General features: G+C 73.2%; 18 protein-coding genes. 10 read left to right on the top strand and 8 right to left on the bottom strand.

The genetic code is table 11. The features are described 5' to 3' along the window. Positions 1–319: 319 nt before the first annotated feature. Positions 320–1,294, bottom strand: coding sequence for a carbohydrate kinase family protein (locus IEJ02_RS27365; RefSeq protein WP_137977605.1), 975 nt, complete (start codon positions 1,292–1,294; stop codon positions 320–322). A gap of 171 nt (positions 1,295–1,465) precedes the next feature. Between IEJ02_RS27365 and IEJ02_RS27360 the strand changes: the two genes are divergently transcribed. After that, entirely contained in the window at positions 1,466–1,693 is a 228-nt protein-coding gene (locus IEJ02_RS27360) for a hypothetical protein (RefSeq protein WP_191067291.1), read from the top strand. Between the two features lie 91 nt (positions 1,694–1,784). Then, on the top strand, positions 1,785–3,248 hold the full coding sequence (locus IEJ02_RS27355) for a hypothetical protein (RefSeq protein WP_191067290.1): 1,464 nt from the start codon (positions 1,785–1,787) through the stop codon (positions 3,246–3,248). Positions 3,249–3,372: 124 nt separating this feature from the next. Here the strand turns inward: IEJ02_RS27355 and IEJ02_RS27350 are convergent, their stop codons facing one another. Beyond that, positions 3,373–3,726, bottom strand: a complete 354-nt coding sequence (locus IEJ02_RS27350; protein ID WP_020871998.1) for a HesB/IscA family protein — start codon at positions 3,724–3,726, stop codon at positions 3,373–3,375. A gap of 239 nt (positions 3,727–3,965) precedes the next feature. Between IEJ02_RS27350 and nadA the strand changes: the two genes are divergently transcribed. Further along, on the top strand, positions 3,966–5,153 hold the full coding sequence (gene nadA, locus IEJ02_RS27345) for a quinolinate synthase NadA (protein WP_191067289.1): 1,188 nt from the start codon (positions 3,966–3,968) through the stop codon (positions 5,151–5,153). A 1,170-nt stretch (positions 5,154–6,323) separates the two neighbouring features. Here nadA and IEJ02_RS27340 read toward each other — a convergent pair. From IEJ02_RS27340 to IEJ02_RS27325, 4 genes are all read right to left on the bottom strand, one after another. Continuing rightward, positions 6,324–7,001, bottom strand: a complete 678-nt coding sequence (locus IEJ02_RS27340) for a response regulator transcription factor (RefSeq protein WP_191067288.1) — start codon at positions 6,999–7,001, stop codon at positions 6,324–6,326. Further along, positions 6,998–8,293, bottom strand: a complete 1,296-nt coding sequence (locus tag IEJ02_RS27335; protein ID WP_191067287.1) for a sensor histidine kinase — start codon at positions 8,291–8,293, stop codon at positions 6,998–7,000. Before IEJ02_RS27335 ends, IEJ02_RS27340 begins: the two co-directional genes overlap by 4 nt. Positions 8,294–8,397: 104 nt before the next feature. After that, on the bottom strand, positions 8,398–8,676 hold the full coding sequence (gene pspAA, locus IEJ02_RS27330) for a PspA-associated protein PspAA (protein ID WP_191067286.1): 279 nt from the start codon (positions 8,674–8,676) through the stop codon (positions 8,398–8,400). A gap of 40 nt (positions 8,677–8,716) precedes the next feature. Further along, the gene (locus IEJ02_RS27325; RefSeq protein WP_174890129.1) at positions 8,717–9,502 is read right to left on the bottom strand and encodes a PspA/IM30 family protein; all 786 of its coding nucleotides are present in this window, start codon (positions 9,500–9,502) and stop codon (positions 8,717–8,719) included. Between the two features lie 249 nt (positions 9,503–9,751). Here IEJ02_RS27325 and IEJ02_RS27320 point away from each other — a divergent pair, with 249 nt between their 5' ends. Beyond that, positions 9,752–10,348, top strand: coding sequence for a DUF3043 domain-containing protein (locus IEJ02_RS27320; protein ID WP_137977611.1), 597 nt, complete (start codon positions 9,752–9,754; stop codon positions 10,346–10,348). 59 nt (positions 10,349–10,407) lie between these two features. Further along, a complete protein-coding gene (locus IEJ02_RS27315) occupies positions 10,408–11,142 on the top strand; it encodes a class I SAM-dependent methyltransferase (RefSeq protein ID WP_191067352.1) in 735 nt (244 codons plus the stop codon). Between the two features lie 58 nt (positions 11,143–11,200). Here IEJ02_RS27315 and IEJ02_RS27310 read toward each other — a convergent pair whose 3' ends face one another. After that, entirely contained in the window at positions 11,201–11,404 is a 204-nt protein-coding gene (locus IEJ02_RS27310) for a hypothetical protein (RefSeq protein ID WP_046084445.1), read from the bottom strand. A gap of 140 nt (positions 11,405–11,544) precedes the next feature. Here IEJ02_RS27310 and IEJ02_RS27305 point away from each other — a divergent pair, with 140 nt between their 5' ends. Together IEJ02_RS27305 and cobT are read left to right on the top strand one after the other, a co-directional pair. Further along, complete coding sequence (locus tag IEJ02_RS27305) at positions 11,545–12,744, top strand: bifunctional adenosylcobinamide kinase/adenosylcobinamide-phosphate guanylyltransferase (RefSeq protein ID WP_191067285.1); 1,200 nt, start codon at positions 11,545–11,547, stop codon at positions 12,742–12,744. A 1,345-nt stretch (positions 12,745–14,089) separates the two neighbouring features. Further along, positions 14,090–15,139: a nicotinate-nucleotide--dimethylbenzimidazole phosphoribosyltransferase gene (cobT, locus tag IEJ02_RS27300; protein ID WP_191067284.1), complete on the top strand. Its 1,050-nt coding sequence runs from the start codon at positions 14,090–14,092 to the stop codon at positions 15,137–15,139. A gap of 913 nt (positions 15,140–16,052) precedes the next feature. Here cobT and IEJ02_RS27295 read toward each other — a convergent pair. Then, positions 16,053–17,084 carry an adenosylcobinamide-GDP ribazoletransferase gene (locus IEJ02_RS27295; protein WP_191067283.1) on the bottom strand — a complete coding sequence of 344 codons (1,032 nt, stop codon included), beginning with the start codon at positions 17,082–17,084 and terminating at the stop codon, positions 16,053–16,055. 232 nt (positions 17,085–17,316) lie between these two features. On the opposite strand from IEJ02_RS27295, the gene IEJ02_RS27290 reads away from it, so the two are divergent. The 3 genes from IEJ02_RS27290 to IEJ02_RS27280 form a co-directional block, all read left to right on the top strand. Further along, positions 17,317–18,873, top strand: coding sequence for a leucyl aminopeptidase (locus IEJ02_RS27290; protein ID WP_191067282.1), 1,557 nt, complete (start codon positions 17,317–17,319; stop codon positions 18,871–18,873). A gap of 561 nt (positions 18,874–19,434) precedes the next feature. Next, positions 19,435–20,823, top strand: a complete 1,389-nt coding sequence (gene lpdA / locus IEJ02_RS27285) for a dihydrolipoyl dehydrogenase (protein ID WP_137977615.1) — start codon at positions 19,435–19,437, stop codon at positions 20,821–20,823. Positions 20,824–20,874: 51 nt separating this feature from the next. Then, positions 20,875–21,565 (top strand): biotin/lipoyl-containing protein (locus tag IEJ02_RS27280; protein WP_317985933.1); only part of this gene is annotated, 691 nt, incomplete at its 3' end.

Here is a 21,565-nt window from a genome sequence, read left to right as displayed (position 1 = left end):
GACGCCTGCGGCGGGCTGCCCCCTCCCCGCCCCTTCCCGCAACTGGGGCTCCGCCCCAGACCCCGGGGCCTGGGGCGAAGGCCCCTGCCACGCGGCGGAGCCGCATAACTCCGCTGGACGTGCCCTGAGCTGCCGTGGATCGTCTGCGGCGCCGTCGTAGCTGGTCGCGCACGCGGCGGAGCCGCATATCGACACGGCCCCGCGCCCCTTCGGGGCGCAACCGAACTGCAGTGGACTCCGCCGCTCCGCCAGGAGACCGGCGGGGCCCAGGGGGCGGCGAAACCCAGGGGGCGACGGCCCCCTGGGCGCCCCGACGGGGTCAGGGGAGGTGGGCCGCGATCTCGCCCGCCGCGTCATGGCCGTACGCCTTGGCGAAGCGCTCCATGAAGTGGCCGCGGCGCAGCTCGTACTCCTGCGTGCCGACCGTCTCGATGACCAGCGTCGCCAGCATGCAGCCCACCTGGGCGGCCCGCTCCAGCGAGAGGTTCCAGGACAGACCGGAGAGGAAGCCCGCGCGGAAGGCGTCGCCGACGCCGGTCGGGTCGGCCTTCTGCTCCTCCTCCGGGCACCCGACGACGACGGGCTCCTCGCCCTCGCGGTCGATCCGCACGCCCTGCGCGCCCAGCGTGGTGACGCGGGTGCCGACCTTGGCGAGGATCTGGTCCGCGGTCCAGCCGGTCTTGGTCTCGATCAGCGCGGCCTCGTACTCATTGGTGAAGAGGTACTCCGCGCCGCCGATCAGCAGCCGGATGTCCTCGCCGTCCATGCGGGCGAGCTGCTGGGAGGGGTCGGCGGCGAAGGCGATGCCGCGCGAGCGGCACTCCTCGGTGTGGCGGACCATGGCCTCCGGGTCGTCCGCGCTGATCAGCACCAGGTCGAGGCCGCCGACGCGCTCCGCGACCGGCTGGAGCTCTATCTGGCGGGCCTCGCTCATGGCACCGGTGTAGAAGGACGCGATCTGGTTGTGGTCGGCGTCGGTGGTGCACACGAAGCGCGCGGTGTGCTGGACCTCGGAGATCCGCACGGACGCGGTGTCCACGCCGTGCCGGTCCAGCCAGGCGCGGTAGTCGGCGAAGTCCTCGCCGGCCGCGCCGACCAGGATCGGGCGCAGACCCAGCACGCCCATGCCGAAACAGATGTTGGGGCCGACTCCGCCGCGGCGGACGTCGAGGGTGTCGACCAGGAAGGAGAGGGAGACCGTATGCAGCTGATCGGCGACCAGCTGATCGGCGAAACGGCCGGGAAAGGACATCAGATGGTCGGTGGCGATGGAGCCGGTTACGGCGATACGCACTGAGTCGCTCCTGCGGGGCGGAGAGATCGGACGCTTCACGCTATCTGCTCGGCCCGGTCCATACGAACGGAAGAAACTACCCGATAGTAGGCCTTTTTTCACCGACCTCCGCTGAATACGGTGCGTGGGCACGGGGGACGCGTCGGCAGCCCCTATGAACCGGGAGGCATCATGCCCCAGCACCTCACCCCCGCTTTTCCCGCCACCGGGGCCATCGAGCCCGAATATCTGGAGGAGCTGCGCGGTGACGGCGCGCGGATGGCGCCGCACTGGACGGTCACCGTATCGGCCGCGCCCACCAGGCCCGTTTCCCCGGTCACCGCCTCCCGCATTCGGGGGATCACGGTGCCCGCCACATCGGCCGATCTGCTGGCCGGCATGTCCGATTACGGCGATTGAAGGAACCGGCCGCGCCGCGGCTCCGTCTCATCGGCATCTCCTCGCGAGGGATGGGACCGTAGAACGTGAGCGGAGCCGAAGGAGCGAAACGGTGAGCACCGAGGACACCGACACCCCGCAGACCCCCGATGACGACACTTCCCGGCCGCGAAGGCGCTCGCCGCTGGCCGTCGTCTCGGTGGCGGCAGCGGTGCTGGTCGCCGGTGGTGGTGGCGCCTACTGGGCCTCCACCGCGGCGGACGGCGGCACCCGGGGTCCGGGCGCGTCGGGCGAGGACGGATCGCCGAAACCCCTCGCACTGGACGCCTACGCCTCCCCTGGCGGGGAGCGGGGCGGGAACGAGGGCATCGCGCCCGGTGAGCCCGACCCGCACGGCGGCCGCTATGTGGTGACGGGCAAGCTGCCGGACGGGCCCGATGAGGCCCCGGTGTACCTGACCGACCCGAAGGTCACCAAGGCCGATGTGGCGCGGCTGGCGAAGGCCCTGGACGTCTCGGGCAGCCCCCGCGCCGACCACGGGTACTGGAAGGTGGGCGGCGCCCCGGACGCGAGCGGCCCGACGCTGCGGGTGAGCCAGATCGGGCCGGGCAGCTGGTCGTACTCGCGCTATGGGACGCCGGGCGACACGTCCTGCGTCCGCCCGGACGGGAAGAAGGCGCCGCGGACCGACAAGGGCGACGGGGCGGACAAGCCCGACAAGAGCTGCCCCACCTACCGCGACGGCGACAAGCGCGCTGACAACGGCGCCGCCGAGGGCCGCGACAAGGCCGTCTCCGAGGAGAAGGCCCAGAGCGCCGCCGAGCCGGTGCTCAAGGCGCTCGGGCTGTCGGACGCCAAGCTGGACGCGAGCGGCCTCTACGGCGCCGTGCGGATGGTGAACGCGGATCCGAAGGTGGGCGAGCTGCCCACCTACGGCTGGGGCACCAATCTGCAGGTCGGCGCCGACGGCCAGCTGGTCGGCGGCAGCGGAACGCTGTCGAAGCCCAAGGAGGACGACACCTACCCGGTGCTCGGCGCGGAGCAGGCGCTCCAGCGGCTGAACTCGACGTCGGGCAGGAGCGACGGCCCCTCGGGCAAGGTGAGCGTGCGCAAGGTGACGTTCGGCCTCGCCTCGCACATGGTGGACGGCCGGCGGGCGCTGGTCCCGTCGTGGATCTTCGAGACCAAGCCGACCGGGACCAACCGGGTGGCGGTCACCCTCCCCTACCCCGCGGTGAAGCCCGAGTTCATCAAGAAGGCGAAGGAGCCGGGCCACTCCCCCTCGCCCGGCAAGGGGGACGGCACCTCCAAGCCGGATCACCTCACCTCGTACAGCGTGGACGACAAGACCCTGACGCTGCGCTTCTGGGGCGGGGTCTGCAACACCTACTCGGTCTCCGCGAAGGAGACCTCCGACAAGGTGACGCTGGACCTCAAGAGCAAGCCGAAGCATCCGGGGCGGGCCTGCATCCTCATCGCCAAGCAGCTGGAGGAGAAGGTGACGCTGAAGGAGCCGCTGGACGGCCGGAAGGTCGTGGACGGGTCCACCGGTAAGACGGTGCCGCTGCGGAAGTGAGCGAGCCGCGGAAGTGAGCGGAACGCCCGGGACATGGCGGAAGGGGGCGGGCCCGATGGGCCCGCCCCCTTCCGTCGCGTTGTGTCGCGTTGTGTCGCGTTGTTTCTCCGCCGCGCCCGGGGGCTCAGCTGAAGGAGTCGCCGCAGGCGCAGGAGCCCGTGGCGTTCGGGTTGTCGATGGTGAAGCCCTGCTTCTCGATGGTGTCGACGAAGTCGATCGAGGCACCGCCCAGGTACGGGGCGCTCATGCGGTCGGTCACGACCTTCACGCCGCCGAAGTCCTTGACGACGTCGCCGTCGAGCGAACGCTCGTCGAAGAAGAGCTGGTAGCGCAGGCCGGAGCAGCCGCCGGGCTGGACGGCGACGCGCAGCGCGAGGTCGTCGCGGCCCTCCTGCTCCAGCAGGCTCTTGACCTTCGACGCGGCGGCGTCGGACAGGATGATGCCCTCGCTCGCGGTGGTCTCGTCCTGAACGGTCATCTGCTTCTCTCCCGGGTCGTACGGACTGCTTGCCGATGGCACAAACCAACGGCGTCCCGGATTCATTCCGGGCCCAAGCGCCTATCTCCTGTTGCCCTTCATGCTCGCATACGGGCGGACACACCGGAATGCGTCACATCGACACAATGCCTCTCGTCAACGTGACGTGAAGAAGCTATGATAGATAGCGTCATTTTGACGATTAGGGTCCCCAGTGAAGTCCCATCGAAGAAAGAAGGGTGCGTGACGTGACCACCGCCCAACCCCTCGACGTGCAGCCGACCCCGCTCGCTCTGCTGCTTCTCGGCCGGGAGGCCGACCCCCGGAGCGAGCGCGGCGTGGAGTGCCCGGGAGACCTCCCGGCGCCCTCCGACCCGGATCTGGTGGCCCGCGCCCGCGCGGCCAAGGAGAAGCTCGGGGACAAGGTCTTCGTGCTCGGCCACCACTACCAGCGCGACGAGGTCATCGAGTTCGCCGATGTCACCGGCGACTCCTTCAAGCTCGCCCGGGACGCGGCCGCGCGGCCGGACGCCGAGTACATCGTCTTCTGCGGTGTGCACTTCATGGCCGAGTCCGCCGACATCCTCACCGGCGACGCCCAGCAGGTCGTGCTCCCCGATCTGGCGGCCGGCTGCTCGATGGCCGACATGGCCACGGCCGAGCAGGTCGCCGAGTGCTGGGAGGTGCTCACCGAGGCCGGTGTGGCGGATGTGACGGTGCCCGTCTCGTACATGAACTCCTCCGCCGACATCAAGGCGTTCACCGGTCGCCACGGCGGCACGATCTGCACCTCCTCCAATGCCCAGCGGGCGCTGGAGTGGGCGTTCCAGCAGGGCCGGAAGGTGCTGTTCCTGCCCGATCAGCACCTGGGGCGCAATACGGCGGTTCGCGACATGGGCATGTCGCTGGAGGACTGCGTCGTCTACAACCCGCACAAGCCGAACGGCGGGCTCACCCCCGAGCGGTTGCGCGCCGCCAGGATGATCCTGTGGCGCGGCCACTGCTCGGTGCACGGCCGCTTCTCGCTGGACTCGGTCAACGATGTGCGCGAGCGCATACCGGGTGTGAACGTGCTGGTGCACCCCGAGTGCAAGCACGAGGTCGTGGCGGCCGCGGACTACGTGGGCTCGACCGAGTACATCATCAAGGCCCTGGAGGCCGCCCCGGCCGGTTCGAAGTGGGCGATCGGCACCGAGCTGAACCTCGTACGGCGCCTGGCCAATCGTTTCGCCGACCAGGGCAAGGAGATCGTCTTCCTCGACAAGACGGTCTGCTTCTGCTCGACCATGAACCGGATCGATCTGCCGCATCTGGTGTGGGCGCTGGAGTCGCTGGTGGCCGGCAAGGTGGTCAACCGCATCCAGGTCGACAAGGAGACCGAGCACTTCGCCAAGCTGGCGCTGGAGCGGATGTTGGCGCTGCCGTAGGCGGGCAGCGTCGTCCGGCGATGGGGGCGGGGCGCGCGGTCGTGACGCCTGCGGCGGGCTGCTTTCCCCTCCCCGCCCCTTCCCACAACTGGGGCCCCGCCCCAGCCCCCGGTGTTCGGGGCAGACCCCCGACCCGGCGTCAGGGGCGGAGCCCCAATCCGGGGCCTGAGGCGGAGCCCCGGTTTCAGGGTCAGGGACGGAGCCCCGATCCGGGGCCTGGGGCAGAACCCCGACCCGGCGTCAGGGGCGGAGCCTCGATCCAGGGGGCCTGGGTCGGAGCCCCAATCCGGCGTCAGGGGCAGAGCCCCAATCCGGCGTCAGGGGCAGAGCCCCGGCCCGGCGTCAGGGGCAGAGCCCCGGCCCGGCGTCAGGGGCAGAGCCCCAATCCGGGGGCTGGGGCAGAGCCCCGGCCCGGCGTCAGGGGCAGAGCCCCAATCCGGGGGCTGGGGCAGAGCCCCGGCCCAGGGCCTGGGGCAAAACCCCAATCCAGGGTCAGGGGCAGAACCCCGACCCGGAGCCTGGGGCAAAACCCCAATCCAGGGTCAGGGGCAGAACCCCGACCCGGAGCCTGGGGCAAAACCCCAATCCAGGGTCAGGGGCAGAACCCCGACCCGGAGCCTGGGGCAAAACCCCAATCCAGGGTCAGGGGCAGAACCCCGACCCGGAGCCTGGGGCAAAACCCCAATCCAGGGTCAGGGGCAGAACCCCGACCCGGAGCCTGGGGCAAAACCCCAATCCAGGGTCAGGGGCAGAACCCCGACCCGGAGCCTGGGGCAAAACCCCAATCCAGGGTCAGGGGCAGAACCCCGACCCGGAGCCTGGGGCAAAACCCCAATCCAGGGTCAGGGGCAGAACCCCGACCCGGAGCCTGGGGCAAAACCCCAATCCAGGGTCAGGGGCAGAACCCCGACCCGGAGCCTGGGGCAAAACCCCAATCCAGGGTCAGGGGCAGAACCCCGACCCGGAGCCTGGGGCAGAACCCCGACCCGGAGCCTGGGGCAGAACCCCGACCCGGGGGCTGGGGCAGAACCCCGACCCGGGGGCTGGAGCGGAGCCCCGAGCCGGGGGCTGGGGCGAAGCCCCGGTCCGGGGGCTGGGGCGGAGCCCCGGGTTCGGGGGCTGGGGCGGAGCCCCGGGTTCGGGAAGGGGTGGGGAGGGGAAACCACAGCGCTACGACCCTGCGCGGACCAGGCCCGTCTCGTAGGCGATCACCACCAGCTGGGCGCGGTCGCGGGCGCTCAGCTTGGCCATCGCGCGGTTGACATGCGTCTTGACCGTGAGCGGGCTGACCTCCAGCCGGGCGGCGATCTCGTCGTTGGACAGCCCACCCCCCACCTGGACCAGGACCTCGCGTTCGCGCACGGTCAGGGCGTCCAGCCGTGAGGAGTCGTACGCACCCTCGTCGCCGCTCCCGTCGCCCTGGGCCAGGAAGCGGGCGATCAGCCCCTTGGTCGCGGCCGGGGACAGCAGCGCCTCGCCCGCCGCCGCGATGCGGATCGCCGCGAGCAGCTCATCGGGTTCGGCCCCCTTGCCGAGGAAGCCGCTGGCCCCCGCCCGCAGCGAGTCCACCACGTACTCGTCCACCTCGAAGGTCGTCAGCATGACCACCCGTACGTCCTTGAGCTGCGAGTCTTCGGTGATCATGCGGGTGGCGGCCAGCCCGTCCGTACCGGGCATCCGGATGTCCATCAGGACGACGTCGGCGCCCCGGGCGCGGGCGATCTCCACCGCCTCCGCGCCGTCGGACGCCTCGCCCACCACCTCCATGTCCGGCTCGGAGTCCACCAGGACGCGGAACGCGCTGCGCAGCAGCGCCTGATCGTCCGCCAGCAGCACCTTGATCGTCATGAGTCCCCTCCCCTACGCGGCTGCAGGGGAAGTCTCACCCGCACCCGGAAACCGCCCTCGGGCAGGGGCCCCGCCTCGTAGCCGCCGCGCAGCGCGGTCACCCGCTCGCGCATCCCCAGCAGGCCGTGTCCGCCGCCACCGATCGCCGTACCGTCCGCCCGGGGTTCCACGGACCCGTCCGCGCCCTCCGGCGCCTCCTCGGGGCCCTCGGTCCGCGTCCCCGCCCCGTCGTCCTCGACCGTGACCTCCAGGGCGTCCGCGACCCGGGCGATGCGGATCTGGGCCGTGGCCCCGGGCCCGGCGTGCTTGTGCACATTGGTCAGCGCCTCCTGGACCACGCGGTAGGCCGTGAGGTCCACCGAGCCCGGCAGCGGGCCCAGCTTCTCCGGCGGCTCCGCCCGGACCCGGACCCGCATCCCGGCCCGTACGAAGCCGTCCACGAGCTGGTCCAGCACGGCGAGGCCGGGGGCCGGTTCGGTGGGGGCGGCGGGGTCGCCGTACTGCCGCAGCAGGCCGACCGTGGCCCGCAGCTCCTCCAGCGCCGAACGGCTCGCCTGCCGTACGTGCGCGAGCGCCTCCTTGGCCTGGTCCGGGCGGTTGTCCATGACGTGGGAGGCGACCCCGGCCTGGACGTTGACCAGCGCGATGTGATGCGCCACGACATCGTGCAGCTCACGGGCGATCCGCAGCCGCTCCTCGGCGACCCGGCGGCGCGCCTCCTCCTCGCGGGTGCGCTCGGCGCGGACCGCCCGCTCCTCGATGGCGGCGACATAGGCCCGCCGGCTGCGCACCGCGTCACCGGCGGCCGCGGCCAGCCCGGTCCACGCGAACAGGCCCCAGTTCTCCTGTGAGTACCAGGGGTTGAGCGCGAAGAGCATCCCCACCCCGGTGAGCAGCACGGCCGTGGCGGCGCCGAGCCGCCAGGTGGTGGGGCGGTCGGTGCTGGCCGCCACGGTGTAGAGCGCCACCACGACCCCGAACACGATCGAGGTGCGCGGCGGGCCCACGTCATTGGTGACGAGCTCGGTGAGGGTGAGCGCCACGTTGAAGGCGAGCACCCCGCGGGGCAGCTCGCGGCGGAGCACCAGCGAGGCGGCGGCGAGCACGGCCAGCAGCACGAAGAGGGGGCCCAGCGGCTGGTGGCGCATGCGCGGGCCGGCCACCGCGCCGATCAGGATCAACGCGAGCACCCCCAGCGCCACCAGGGTGTCCAGGGCTCGGGGGTGGGCGCACAGCCAGCGGTGCGGACGGGCCAGGCCCGGCCCGACGGCGAGGGGAGTCACGGAATCCAACGGTAAGGGCCGCGGGGGCCGCCCGGCTTCCCGGGCGGCCCGTACCCGGCCGGTGCGGAGAGGTAACGACCTGTGCTGGAGTGTGGATCCGGGAGCGCGCCGCACTAGCCCGGAATGAGGCCGTCGTCCTTGAGCATCGCCTTGACTTCCTCGAGGGTCGCGTCGGCGGCGGGGAGGATCAGCTCGGACGGCTGGAGCGCGTCGTCGGGCAGGGGCTCACCGGCCGAGCGCACCGCGCCCAGCAGCGCGCCCAGGGTCCTCCGGAAGCCCTCGTGATCGCCGCCCTCGATCTCCGCGAGCAGTTCGTCGTCCAGCCTGTTCAGTCCGGGCAGATGGCTCTCCGCCACCCGCACCTGGCCCTCCCCCATGATCCGTACGATCATGACGACCTCCTTGGAGACCTCGCCCAGGCGGGGGCGCGGGCTACTGCTTGTCGAACTTGTGCTGGGTCCGGGACTGCTGGGACTCGTCCGCCTTGCCGCCCTCGATCGCCTGCTGCGGGCTGCCGCCGGCCAGTTCGGCCTTCATCCGCTGAAGCTCCAGCTCCACGTCCGTACCGCCGGAGATCCGGTCCAGCTCGGCCGCGATGTCGTCCTTGGCCATACCGGACTGGTCGTCCAGGGCGCCGGAGGCCAGCAGCTCGTCGATCGCGCCCGCGCGCGCCTGGAGCTGCGCCGTCTTGTCCTCGGCGCGCTGGATCGCCATGCCGACGTCGCCCATCTCCTCGGAGATGCCGGAGAACGCCTCGCCGATGCGGGTCTGGGCCTGGGCCGCGGTGTAGGTGGCCTTGATGGTCTCCTTGCGCGTACGGAAGGCGTCGACCTTGGCCTGGAGCCGCTGGGCGGCCAGGGTCAGCTTCTCCTCCTCGCCCTGCAGCGTCTGGTGCTGGGTCTCCAGGTCGGTGACCTGCTGCTGCAGCGCGGCACGGCGCGACAGCGCCTCGCGGGCCAGGTCCTCCCGGCCGAGCGCGAGCGCCTTGCGGCCCTGGTCCTCCAGCTTGGTGGACTGGCCCTGCAACTGGTTGAGCTGCAGCTCCAGGCGCTTGCGCGAGGTCGCCACGTCGGCGACACCGCGGCGCACCTTCTGGAGCAGCTCCAGCTGCTTCTGGTACGAGTAGTCAAGGGTTTCGCGCGGGTCCTCGGCCCGGTCCAGGGCCTTGTTGGCCTTCGCGCGGAAGATCATCCCCATACGCTTCATGACACCGCTCATGGGCCTCGCGCGCCCCCTTCTGACGGACGTGTGACTCCGGCACTCCAACAGACCCAGCCTACGGGCCCTGCTTCCATTACCGCACTGTTCGAGCCCGCTCGCGCTCCTCCGCAGGGACGATCAGACGTCCGGAGCCTCCGGCGCAAGGAGGAGTGCGCCCCCTGTGTCCCGGTTAGGGCGGGACTCCGTTGCCTGATCGTTCCCCCTGAGGATGGGCCGCACACCCCGCAGCCCGTACCCTTGGGCCTTGTGTTCCGAAGCCGTTCCAAGGATGAGCAGGCCGCTACCACCAAGGTGACCGCGGACCAGCCGCAGCAGACCCGTGACCCGCAGGCGCCCAAGGGCCGCCCCACTCCCAAGCGGAGCGAGGCCCAGTCGCAGCGCCGCAGCCTGGCGAAGACGCCGGCCAACCGTAAGGACGCCACGAAGCGTGCGCGCGAGGCCCGCCGCGCCGATCTGGCCCGGCAGCGTGAGGCGCTGGCCGGGGGTGACGAGCGGTATCTGCCGGCCCGCGACAAGGGTCCGGTGCGGCGCTTCGCCCGCGACTTCGTGGACTCGCGGTTCTCCGTCGCCGAGTACTTCCTGCCGCTCGCGGTGGTCATCCTGGTCCTGAGCATGATCCGGGCCGGGGCCATGCAGAGCTATGTGCTGCTGGTGTGGATGGTGGTCATCGTCCTCATCGTGATCAACTCGCTCGTCCTCGGCGTCCAGCTCAAGCGGCAGCTGCGCAAGCGCTTCCCCGACGAGAACCTGCGCGGCGCGGTGGCGTACGCCCTGATGCGCACCCTCCAGATGCGTCGGCTGCGGCTGCCCAAACCGCAGGTCAAGCGCGGAGAGCGGCCCTGAGCGGCCAACCCTCCGGCTTCACCGGCGGGGCGGCGGGCTGGCTGAGCCACCTCGGGGGCCTGCGGAACACCGTCCGGCAGGCGCTGGTCGCCCATCAGCTCGATGAGCAGATCACCGCACGCTTCCCGGTGGGGCAGCGGCTGCGGGTGCTCGACGTGGGCGTCGGCCAGGGCACCCAGGCCCTGCGGCTGGCCCGCGCGGGCCATGAGGTGACCGGTCTCGAGTCCGACGCCACCATGCTGGAGGCGGCCCGCACCGCGCTCGCCGACGAGCCCGAGGGCATCCGAAGACGCGTGCGGCTGATCGAGGGCGACGGCCGGGAGACCGGGGCACACTTCCTGCCGGGCACCTTCGATGTGGTGCTGTGCCACGGCGTGCTGATGTACGTGCCCGAACCGGATCCGCTGCTCGCCGGGCTGGCCCGGGTGCTGGCCCCCGGCGGTCTGCTCTCGCTGCTGGTGCGCAACGGTGACGCGCTGGCGATGCGGCCGGGTCTTGCCGGGGACTTCGACACCGCGCTGGCCGCCTTCGACTCCCCCTCGTACACCAACCGGATCGGGCTGCCGGTGCGCGCCGACCGGCGCGAGGAGCTGACCGAGACCCTCACCGCGATCGGGGCGCCGCTGCGCGCCTGGTACGGCGTGCGGGTCTTCACCGACCTCGCCCCGGACGACGCGGAGCCGCCGGGCTCCCCGGAGTGGGAGCGGCTGCTGACGGCCGAGGAGCGGGCCGGCCGCACGGACCCCTACCGGGCGGTGGCGGCGCTGCTGCATCTGTGCGGGGTGCGCGGCTGAGCCGGGCCGGATGGGGCGGGGTGGGGTGGCGGTGCGGACCGCCACCCCGTGTTCTCGCCTATTCGGCGCGCAGGCTCATCGGGCCGTAGATCTTCTTACCGTCCTCGAAGAGGGTCACCTGCTCCGCGCCTCCCTCGAGGAGTTCCCGCCACTCCTCACCGATCCACGACTCCGCGTCCCCCTGGGTCGGGAACTCCTCCGGCTGCACCGCGGGCTTCGTCTCCGTCCCGTCGGACTTCTCGAACCGCCATGTCCACGCCATTCCAGCCTCCTCCATCCCGCCGGCCCACAGGTGATACCCGCCGGTCCACAGCTGATGCCTGCCCGCAGCCTAGGTGACTGATCACTCCGTACGGGGTGGCCCCGCGCGACCCGTGGGAACGGACGCGAGACGATCGGGGCGTGGAACTCACTCTTCTGGGCACCGGGGCCCCCGACGGGCTGCCGCGCCACGGCTGCCCCTGCGCCGCCTGTGCCGCCGCCGTCGGCGATGAGGCACGGGCCGCCACCTCGCTGCTGATCGACGGCGCGCTGCTGATCGACCTCACCCCGGGGGCCGCCCTCGCCGCCGCGCGGGCCGGGTACTCGCTGGTGGGCGTACGGCAGGTGCTGCTCTCCCATCCGCACGCGGGCCCGGCCGTCGAGTTCCCGGCCGGGCTGCCGGCGCCGGGCCGGGTGCCGGACGGCCGCACCCTGTCCCTGATCAGCGGCCACCGGGTGCGGGCGGTCGCGCTGGACTCCCCCGGCACCGGCTACGAGGTCACCGGGCCCGACGGCACCCGGCTGCTGTACCTCCCGCCGGGCGCGGCCGCCGCCGGGCTCCCGGACCGGGCCGAGCCGTACGACATGGTGCTGCTCGACGTGCTGGGCCGCCCCGACGCGCTGGCCGCCCTGCGCGCCTCGGGCACCGTGGGCGCCACCACCGACGTGCTGGCCGTCCACCTCGACCACACCGCCCCGCCCGGCCGGGAGCTGCACCGCCGCCTCGCCACGGCGGGCGCCCGGGCGGTGCCGGACGGGCGGACGCTGACCGTCGGCGAGTACCACGCGGTGCCGGACCTGCCGCGCCGCACGCTGGTGCTGGGCGGCGCCCGGTCCGGCAAGTCCCTGGAGGCGGAACGGCGGCTGGCCGCGTTCCCCGACGTCCTGTACGTCGCCACGGGCGGCACCCGCGCGGGCGACCCCGAGTGGGCCGCCCGCGTCGCCGCCCACCGCGACCGCCGCCCCGGCTCCTGGCGCACCGCCGAGACCTGCGACCTGCCCCCGCTGCTGGCCGAGGACGGCCCACCGCTGCTCATCGACTGCCTGGCGCTGTGGCTCACCGACGCGATGGACTCCGTGAGCGCCTGGGACGACGAGAAGTGGGCACACGGCGGCGAACGCGCCCTCCGCGAACGCGTCTCCGCCCTCGTCGCGGCGGTCCGCGCCACGCCCCGTACGGTCGTCGCGGTCAGCAACGAGGTCGGCGCGGGCATCGTCCCCGCGACCGCCTCCGGCCGCCGCTTCCGCGATGAACTGGGCCGCCTGAACGCGGCGTTCGCCGAGGAGTGCGAGCAGGTGCTGCTGGTCGTGGCGGGCCAGCCGTTGCCGCTGCGCGGCTGATCGCGCTCCCGGGACCGGGGGCTGGGTCCTGGCCCTGGCCGGGGGCTGGGGGCTGGGTCGGGGGCTGGGGGCTGGGTCGGGGGCTGATCGGTTCGGTTGAGTGCGGCTTTCGTCTCGCGCCTTCGGCGCAGTTGAGCAGCGGGGCGGGGGGCGGGGGGCGGGGGGCGGGGGGCGGGGGGCGGGGGGCGGGGGGCGGGGGCGCGGCGCCGCCGCCGGGCGACGGGTTCGCGGAGGCAGGCGCCGGTGGCGGCTTCCCACCTCGGCGGCCGAAGCCCCTCCGGACTGCGGGCCGGTCGCCCCCAGGGCGGCCCCTCCGGGCACCCCCCTCGCGAAAACACTTGATCTGACGCAACTAAAGCAGCGCAGCGGGGGCGCGGCACCGCCGCCGGACGACGGGTTCACGGAGGCAGGCGCCGGTGACGGCTTCCCACCTCGGCGGCCGAAGCCCCTCCGGACTGCGGGCCGGTCGCCCCCAGGGCGGCCCCTCCGGGCACCCCCCTCGCGAAAACACTTGATCTGACGCAACTAAAGCAGCGCAGCGGGGGCGCGGCACCGCCGCCGGACGACGGGTTCACGGAGGCAGGCGCCGGTGACGGCTTCCCACCTCGGCGGCCGAAGCCCCTCCGGACTGCGGGCCGGTCGCCCCCAGGGCGGCCCCTCCGGGCACCCCCCTCGCGAAAACACTTGATCTGGCGCAATCAGCGCAGCGAGGGCGCGGCACCGCCGCCGGGCGACGGGACGGCGGGGGTGGGCGCCGGTAGCGGCTTCCCGCTTCGGCGGCCGAGGCCCCTCCGGACTGCGGGCCGGTCGCCCCCAGGGCGGCCCCTCCGGGCACCCCCCTCGCGAAAACACTTGATCTGGCGCAAGCAGCGCAGCGAGGGCGCGGCACCGCCGCCGGGCGACGGGACGGCGGGGGTGGGCGCCGGTAGCGGCTTCCCGCTTCGGCGGCCGAGGTCCCTCCGGACTGCGGGCCGGTCGTCCCCAGGGCGGGCCCTCCGGGTACCCCTCGCGAAAACACTTGATCTGGCGCAACTAATTTGTCAAACGTTTTCGGAGGGGGTACCCCGGACCCCGGCAGTTCGGCAACGGGCCCAGCCCACGAGCACCGGAGCCGCCACCGGGCCTCACCCCCACCGGCCCGGCGCCCGGCGACGCGGCCCGCGCGCCCGCCCCCTCCCCCGTTGCTCAATTGCGCCGAAGGCGCGAGACGGCGGCGCGGGCAGCCGATCCGAGTAGTCCGACGCGAGCCCCAGCCCGTACCCGGCACGGGGGTCGCCCGGGGCCGCGCCGGGCTCAACGGGCGGACGCCGCACCGGTTCCCGGGGCGCCCGGTAGGGTTCGCCAGGTGAGTGCTCTCAATCTCGATGACTTCGTCGACCTGATCGAGCGCCCCGACGGGGGCATCCGGCGTGACGCCGAGGAGCGCCGCGAGCGGCTCGCGTTGCCGCCGGGTGCGCTCGGGCGGCTGGACGAACTGGGCGAGTGGCTGGCCGCCGCGCAGCAGCGGGTGCCGGTCAAGCCCGTCGAGCAGCCCCGCGTCGTCCTCTTCGCGGGCGACCACGGCGTCTCCGACCTCGGCGTCTCCGCCCGCCCCGCCAGGAGCACCCACCGTCTGGTCCGCGCCGTGCTCGACGGCGAGAGCCCGGCCGCCATCCTCGCCGCCCGTCTCGGCACGCCCGTCCGCGTCGTCGACATGGCGCTGGACTGCGACCCCGAAGACCTCCCCGAAGAGGTCACCCGCCACCGGGTACGCCGCGCGTCCGGCCGGATCGACGTCGAGGACGCGCTCACCCTGGACGAGGCCGAGCGGGCCTTCCGCGCCGGGATGGCCATCGCCGACGAAGAGGCGGACTCCGGTACGGACCTCCTCGTCCTCGGCGACCTCAGCGTCGGCGGCACCACCGCCGCGGCCACGCTGATCGCCGCGCTGTGCGGTACGGACGCGTCCGTGGTCACCGGCCGCGGCGGGGCCGCCATCGACGACCTCGCCTGGATGCGCAAGTGCGCCGCCATCCGCGATGGGCTGCGCCGCGCCCGCCCGGTGCTCGGCGATCAGCTCCAGCTGCTGGCCACCGTCGGCGGTGCCGACCTCGCCGCGATCACCGGCTTCCTGCTGCAGAGCGCCGTACGCCGCACCCCCGTGATCCTCGACGGCGTCGTCTCGGCGGCCTGCGCGCTGGTCGCCCAGCGGGTGGCGTTCCGCGCCCCGGACTGGTGGCTGGCCGGTCAGGCCAGCGGCGAACCGGGCCAGGAGAAGGCCCTCGACCGCATCGCCCTCACCCCGCTGCTCGACCACGGCGTCACGGTCGGCGAGGGCACGGGCGCGCTGCTCGCCCTACCGCTCGTGCAGGCGGCCGCGGCCCTGCACGCGGAGCTCCCGGAGCGCGACGGCTAGGGCGTGTCCGGCGGTACGCGTACGCCTGCGGCGGGCTGCTCCCCTCCCCGCCCCTTCCCTCAACTGGGGCTCCGCCCCAGCCCCCGGGGACCAAGGGCGCAGCCCCCGCTGCTCCCCTCCCCGCACCTCCCTGCAGCATCACCACGTGACGGACTCCACCCCAGACCCCGGGGACCAGGGGCAGAGCCCCCACCCCAGACCCCGGGGACCAAGGGCGCAACCCCCGCTGCTCCCCTCCCCGCCCCTCCCCGCCCCTCCCCGCCCCTCCCCGCCCCTCCCCGCCCCTCCCCGCCCCTCCCCGCCCCTCCCCGCCCCTCCCCGCCCCTCCCCGCCCCTCCCCGCCCCTCCCCGCCCCTCCCCGCCCCTCCCCGCCCCTCCCCGCCCCTCCCCGCCCCTCCCCGCCCCTCCCCGCCCCTCCCCGCCCCTTCCCTCAACTGGGGCTCCGCCCCAGCCCCCGGGGACCAGGGGCAGAGCCCCCACCCCAGGCCCCGGGGACCAAGGGCGCAGCCCCCGCTGCTCCCCTCCCGCACCTTCCTGCAGCATCGACATACAGCTCCGCCACGTGGCGCGCTCCGCCCCAGACCCCGGGAGTCCAAGCCCCCGCTGCTCCCCTCCCCGCACCTCCCTGCGACATCGCCACGTGACGGGCTCCCGCCCAGGTCCCGGGGTCCAGGGGCGGAGCCCCTTGTATCGGGAAGGGGCGGGGAGGGGACAAATCCGCCGGACACGCCAAAGGGGCCGGGCCGCAGCCGAAGGGGGCACCAGCCGAAGGGGCAGGCACCCGCGAGGCAGCGGTGGGCCCCAAGTCGAAGCGGGGGCCCGAGCCGAAACCGGAGGCCCGAGCCGAAAGGGCAGGCCTCAGCCGAAGGGTGGGGCTCAGCCGAAGCGTGGGGCTCAGCCGAAAGGGCAGGGCTCAGCCGAAGGTCAGGACCACCAGGGCCGTCGTGGCGGCCGCTTCCGCCAGCGCGCCGAAGACGTCGCCGGTCACCCCGCCAAGACGGCGGTGGCAGTGGTGCAGGAGGAGTTCGGCGGCCGCCAGGGCGGCCAGCGCGGCGAAGGCGTTGAGGACGACGGCGTACGGGCCGAACGGGACCGCCACCACCGCGCACCCCACCACGGTCACCGCCGCCACGACACCGGCGGAACGCCACGGCACGGCGCCCGCGACCGCCGCGCCCAGCCCCTCCGGGCGCGCCGCCGGAACGCCCACGCGGGCCGCGAGCGTCAGGGCGCAGCGCGCGGCGACACCGGCCACGGCCGCCCCGACCGCGCCGTGCGCCCAGTCCTCCCCGTACAGCTCGGCCAGGGCCGCCACCTGCCCGAGCAGGACGAACAGCAGCGTGATCACGCCGAACGGCCCGATGTCCGACCGCTTCATGATGCGCAGCGCGTCCTCGGCGGGCTTGCCGCTGCCGAGCCCGTCCGCGGTGTCGGCGAGCCCGTCGAGGTGGAGGCCGCGGGTCAGTACGGCGGGTATCGCGGCGGTGGCCACGGCGGCGAGCAGCGGCCCACCGCCCAGGAAGAGCAAAACCCCGCCCACCGCGGCCGCGCACAGCCCCACGGCCAGCCCGGCCAGCGGAGCGCACAACATCCCCGCGTGCGCCGCCTCCCGGTCCCAGCGCGTGCCCCGTACGGGCAGCACCGTGAGCGTGCCGAACGCGAAGCGGACCCCGTCGCCCCAGGGGGCACGCGGAGCGTGCGCGGGCGGCGGGTCGTAGTCGGGCCGCGGCGGATGCTCCGGCCGGTCGGGCGGCTGCTGCTCCGCGCCCTCGGAGGACTCGGAGGACTCGGAGGACTCGGAGGGCGCGGAGGACTCGGAGGTCGCGGACGGCTCCGAGGGCGCGGAGGGCGCGGAGTTCTCCGGCCGCCCGGGCTCGGGCCCGGCCTCCGGCGGGCGTGCGGACGGCTGCGGTTGCGGCTGCGGCGGCTCCGGCGTGGTGTCCATCGCGCGGAAGGCTATCCCGGCCACCCGTAGCGGGTAAGCCCCAGGGCACGCCGACTGTGGAGCCCTGAGTGCCAAGGCACGCCGGGTGCTTGGCTCTTCCGGCGGGGGCCACCTCCCAGCGGTGGCTGGGGGAGAATCGAGCCCCAAATGGGGCCTAGGCATACGATGCGGAAGGGCGCGGCCTACCCATCCATGACGGCCGACGAACTACCGGAAGAGGGACCCGACCACTGTGACTGCTCTGACTCTCAGCACCTCGTCCGCCGCGGCACTGCGCGCGGACGCCGTCGTCGTCGGTGTGGCGAAGGGGGCCAAGGGCCCTGTCGTCGCTGCCGGTGCCGAGGCCGTGGACAAGGCGTTCGGCGGGAAGCTGGCCGCCGTTCTGGAGACGCTCGGCGCGACCGGCGCCGAGGGCGAGGTGACCAAGCTGCCCGCCGCGTCCGGCCTCAAGGCCCCGGTCGTGCTGGCGGTCGGGCTGGGCGAGGTCCCGGCCAAGGGCGACGGGTATGACGCCGAGACGCTGCGCCGGGCCGCGGGCGCGGCCGCCCGCGCGCTGTCCGGTTCGAAGAAGGGCGCGTTCGCGCTGCCGATCGAGGACCCGGCGGGCGTCAGCGCCGTGGCCGAGGGCGCGCTGCTCGGGGCGTACACGTACGACAAGGGCAACGGCAACGGCAACGGCAACGGCAACGGCGACAACGCCAAGGGCAAGGACAAGGACAAGAAGAACAACGGACCGCTCGCCGAGGTCGCCCTCGTCGGCGGCAAGCCGCGCGACAAGGCGTACAAGGCGGCCGCCGAGCGCGCCACCGCCCTCGTCGCGGAGGTCAACCGCGCCCGCGACCTGATCAACACCCCGTCCAACCTCCTCAACCCGGCCGCCTTCGCGGCCGAGGCGGTCGCGGCCGCCAAGGAGCACGGCCTCAAGACCGAGGTGCTGGACGAGAAGGCGCTCAAGAAGGGCGGGTACGGCGGCATCCTCGGCGTCGGCCAGGGCTCGGACGCCCCGCCGCGGCTGGTCCGGATCGCGTACACCCACCCCAAGGCCGAGAAGACGCTCGCCCTGGTGGGCAAGGGCATCACCTATGACTCGGGCGGCATCTCCCTCAAGCCGGCCGGTCACAACGAGACGATGAAGTGCGACATGAGCGGTGCCGCCGCCGTGTTCGCCGCGGTCGTCACCGCCGCGAAGCTGGGTCTGCGGGTCAATCTGACGGGCTGGCTGGCGCTCGCCGAGAACATGCCGTCGGGTTCGGCCACCCGCCCCGGCGATGTGCTGTCGATGTACGGCGGCAAGACCGTCGAGGTGCTGAACACCGACGCCGAGGGCCGGCTGGTGCTCGCCGACGCGATCACCCGCGCCGGTGAGGAGAAGCCGGACGCGATCGTGGACGTGGCGACGCTGACCGGTGCGATGGTCCTCGCGCTGGGCAACCGCACGTTCGGGATCATGACGAACGACGAGGCGTTCCGCACCACGCTCCACGAGATCGCCGGGGAGGTCGGTGAGCAGTCCTGGCCGATGCCGCTGCCCGACCACCTCCGCAAGGGCATCGACTCGCCGGTCGCCGATCTGGCGAACATGGGCGAGCGCATGGGTGGCGGTCTGGTGGCCGGCATCTTCCTGAAGGAGTTCGTGGCGGACGGGATCACCTGGGGCCACCTGGACATCGCGGGTCCGGCCTTCAACGAGTCCGGTCCGTTCGGCTACACCCCCAAGGGCGGCACGGGCGCCGCGGTCCGCACCCTGGTCCGGCTGGCCGAGCGCACCGCCGACGGCGACCTCGGCTGAGGCGACGCCTGCGGCCGGCTGGCTGTTTCCTTCCCTCCCCGCCCCTTCCCACGCAGCGTCGATGTGCGGCTCCGCCGCGTGGGGCTCCGCCCCAGACCTCGGGCCGGACGACCCGGATGCGCGCGGCCGTCCGCCCCTGCCACGCGGCGGAGCCGCATATGGGTCCTGCGGGAAGGGGCGGGGAGGGGAAAGCGTCGATATGCGGCTTCGGCGTGATCCGCCGGACACCCCCGTAAGCTCGCGACACAGCGGCATGTCACGGCGACGCATCGCGACCGTACGAGACGGCCGCCGCCATAGGCCGAAAGTCCCGTCGATTTCGCCCTCAACGAAATCGACGGGGCTTCGCGTTCCGGATACGCAGCAGTAACCCCTGAACTGGGGTCTGGAGATTTCTCACACAGCGGCCCCGCGTCCCGCCTCCTTCCAACAAGTGCGAAGATGTTGTCCCGGCAGGACAGGGCCCCCGACACCAGGGCCGACGCAAGAAGCGGCCGAACACACGCCGCCGCCCGGCCGACCGACGGCCGGCCCCGGCGCACCATGCATGGAGGACGTGACGTGGCGAACGACGCCAGCACCGTTTTCGACCTAGTGATCCTCGGAGGCGGTAGCGGCGGTTACGCCGCTGCCCTGCGCGCGGCGCAGCTGGGTCTGGACGTCGCCCTGATCGAGAAGGACAAGCTGGGCGGCACCTGTCTGCACCGTGGCTGCATCCCCACCAAGGCGCTGCTGCACGCCGGTGAGCTCGCCGACCAGGCCCGCGAGGGCTCGGAATTCGGTGTGAAGACCACCTTCGAGGGCATCGACATCGAGGGTGTGCACAAGTACAAGGACGGCGTGGTCTCGGGCCTGTACAAGGGTCTGCAGGGCCTCATCGCCTCCCGCAAGGTCACCTATGTGACGGGTGAGGGCCGGCTGTCCTCCCCGACCTCGGTCGATGTGAACGGCCAGCGCTACACCGGCCGCCACATCCTGCTGGCCACCGGTTCGGTGCCGAAGTCCCTGCCCGGCCTGGAGATCGACGGCAACCGCGTCATCTCCTCCGACCACGCGCTGGTGCTCGACCGCGTGCCGAAGTCGGCGATCGTGCTGGGCGGCGGTGTCATCGGCGTCGAGTTCGCCTCCGCGTGGAAGTCCTTCGGGGCCGACATCACCATCGTCGAGGCGCTTCCCCACCTCGTCCCGGTCGAGGACGAGAACAGCTCCAAGCTGCTGGAGCGCGCCTTCCGCAAGCGCGGCATCAACTTCTCCCTCGGCTCCCGCTTCTCGGGCGTGGAGTACACCGCCGACGGCGTCAAGGTCTCGCTGGAGAACGGCAAGACCTTCGAGGCCGAGCTGCTGCTGGTGGCCGTCGGCCGCGGCCCGGTCTCGCAGGGGCTCGGCTACGAGGAGGCCGGGGTCGCCATGGACCGCGGCTATGTCCTCGTCGACGAGTACATGCGGACCAACGTGCCGACCATCTCCGCCGTCGGCGACCTGGTCCCCACCCTCCAGCTGGCCCACGTCGGCTTCGCCGAGGGCATGCTGGTGGCGGAGCGGCTGGCCGGTCTGAACCCGGTGCCGGTCGACTACGACGGCGTGCCGCGGGTGACCTACTGCCACCCCGAGGTCGCCTCCGTCGGCATCACCGAGGCCAAGGCCAAGGAGCTGTACGGTGCGGACAAGGTCGTCGCCCTGAAGTACAACCTCGCGGGCAACGGCAAGAGCAAGATCCTCAAGACCGCGGGCGAGATCAAGCTCGTGCAGGTACGGGACGGTGCCGTCGTCGGCGTCCACATGGTCGGTGACCGGATGGGCGAGCAGGTCGGCGAGGCTCAGCTGATCTACAACTGGGAGGCGCTGCCGGCCGAGGTCGCGCAGCTCGTCCACGCCCACCCGACCCAGAACGAGGCGCTCGGCGAGGCCCACCTGGCCCTGGCCGGCAAGCCGCTGCACTCCCACGACTGACGCATCCCGAGCGCGAACCATCCAAAGATCGTTAAGGAGCAACCGAACACCATGGCGGTTTCCGTAACCCTGCCGGCGCTCGGCGAGAGCGTGACCGAGGGCACCGTCACCCGCTGGCTCAAGGCCGAAGGTGAGCGCGTCGAGGCCGACGAGCCCCTGCTCGAGGTGTCGACCGACAAGGTCGACACCGAGATCCCGGCCCCCTCGGCCGGTGTGCTGACGTCCATCAAGGTGGCCGAGGACGAGACGGTCGAGGTCGGCGCCGAGCTGGCCGTCATCGACGACGGCGGCGCGGCCCCGGCCGAGGCCCCCGCCCCCGCGGCCGAGCCCGCTCCGGCGGCTCAGCCCGAGCCCGCCCCGGCGCCCGCCGCCGAGGCCCCCGCCCCTGCCCCCGCTGCCGCCGCCGCTCCGGCCGGTGGCGCCGAGGGCACCGATGTGGTCCTCCCCGCGCTCGGCGAGAGCGTGACCGAGGGCACCGTGACCCGCTGGCTCAAGGAGGTCGGCGAGTCCGTCGAGGCCGACGAGCCGCTGCTCGAGGTCTCCACCGACAAGGTCGACACCGAGATCCCGGCCCCGACCGCGGGCACCCTGCTGGAGATCCTGGTCGGCGAGGACGAGACCGCCGAGGTCGGCGCCAAGCTGGCCGTGATCGGCGCCGCCGGTGCCGCTCCGGCCGCCGCGCCCGCCGAGGCCCCGGCCGCCCCGGCCCCGGCTCCCGAGCCGGTCCAGGAGGCCCCGGCTC

Origin of the sequence: Streptomyces sp. 5-10 (assembly GCF_014712245.1) — a bacterium.
In the GTDB taxonomy this organism is placed as follows: Bacteria; Actinomycetota; Actinomycetes; order Streptomycetales; family Streptomycetaceae; genus Streptomyces; species Streptomyces violaceusniger.
The sequence above is the reverse complement of the archived record's forward strand: the minus strand, read 5'-3'. Positions and strand labels throughout refer to the sequence as shown.

Coding starts and splice junctions, on each gene's coding strand:
- IEJ02_RS27360 (WP_191067291.1), top strand. CDS start 1,466: ATGCCCCAGCACCTCACCCCCGCTTTTCCCGCCACCGGGGCCATCGAG.
- IEJ02_RS27350 (WP_020871998.1), bottom strand. CDS start 3,726: ATGACCGTTCAGGACGAGACCACCGCGAGCGAGGGCATCATCCTGTCC.
- IEJ02_RS27340 (WP_191067288.1), bottom strand. CDS start 7,001: ATGACGATCAAGGTGCTGCTGGCGGACGATCAGGCGCTGCTGCGCAGC.
- pspAA (WP_191067286.1), bottom strand. CDS start 8,676: ATGATCGTACGGATCATGGGGGAGGGCCAGGTGCGGGTGGCGGAGAGC.
- IEJ02_RS27325 (WP_174890129.1), bottom strand. CDS start 9,502: ATGAGCGGTGTCATGAAGCGTATGGGGATGATCTTCCGCGCGAAGGCC.
- IEJ02_RS27310 (WP_046084445.1), bottom strand. CDS start 11,404: ATGGCGTGGACATGGCGGTTCGAGAAGTCCGACGGGACGGAGACGAAG.
- IEJ02_RS27295 (WP_191067283.1), bottom strand. CDS start 17,084: ATGGACACCACGCCGGAGCCGCCGCAGCCGCAACCGCAGCCGTCCGCA.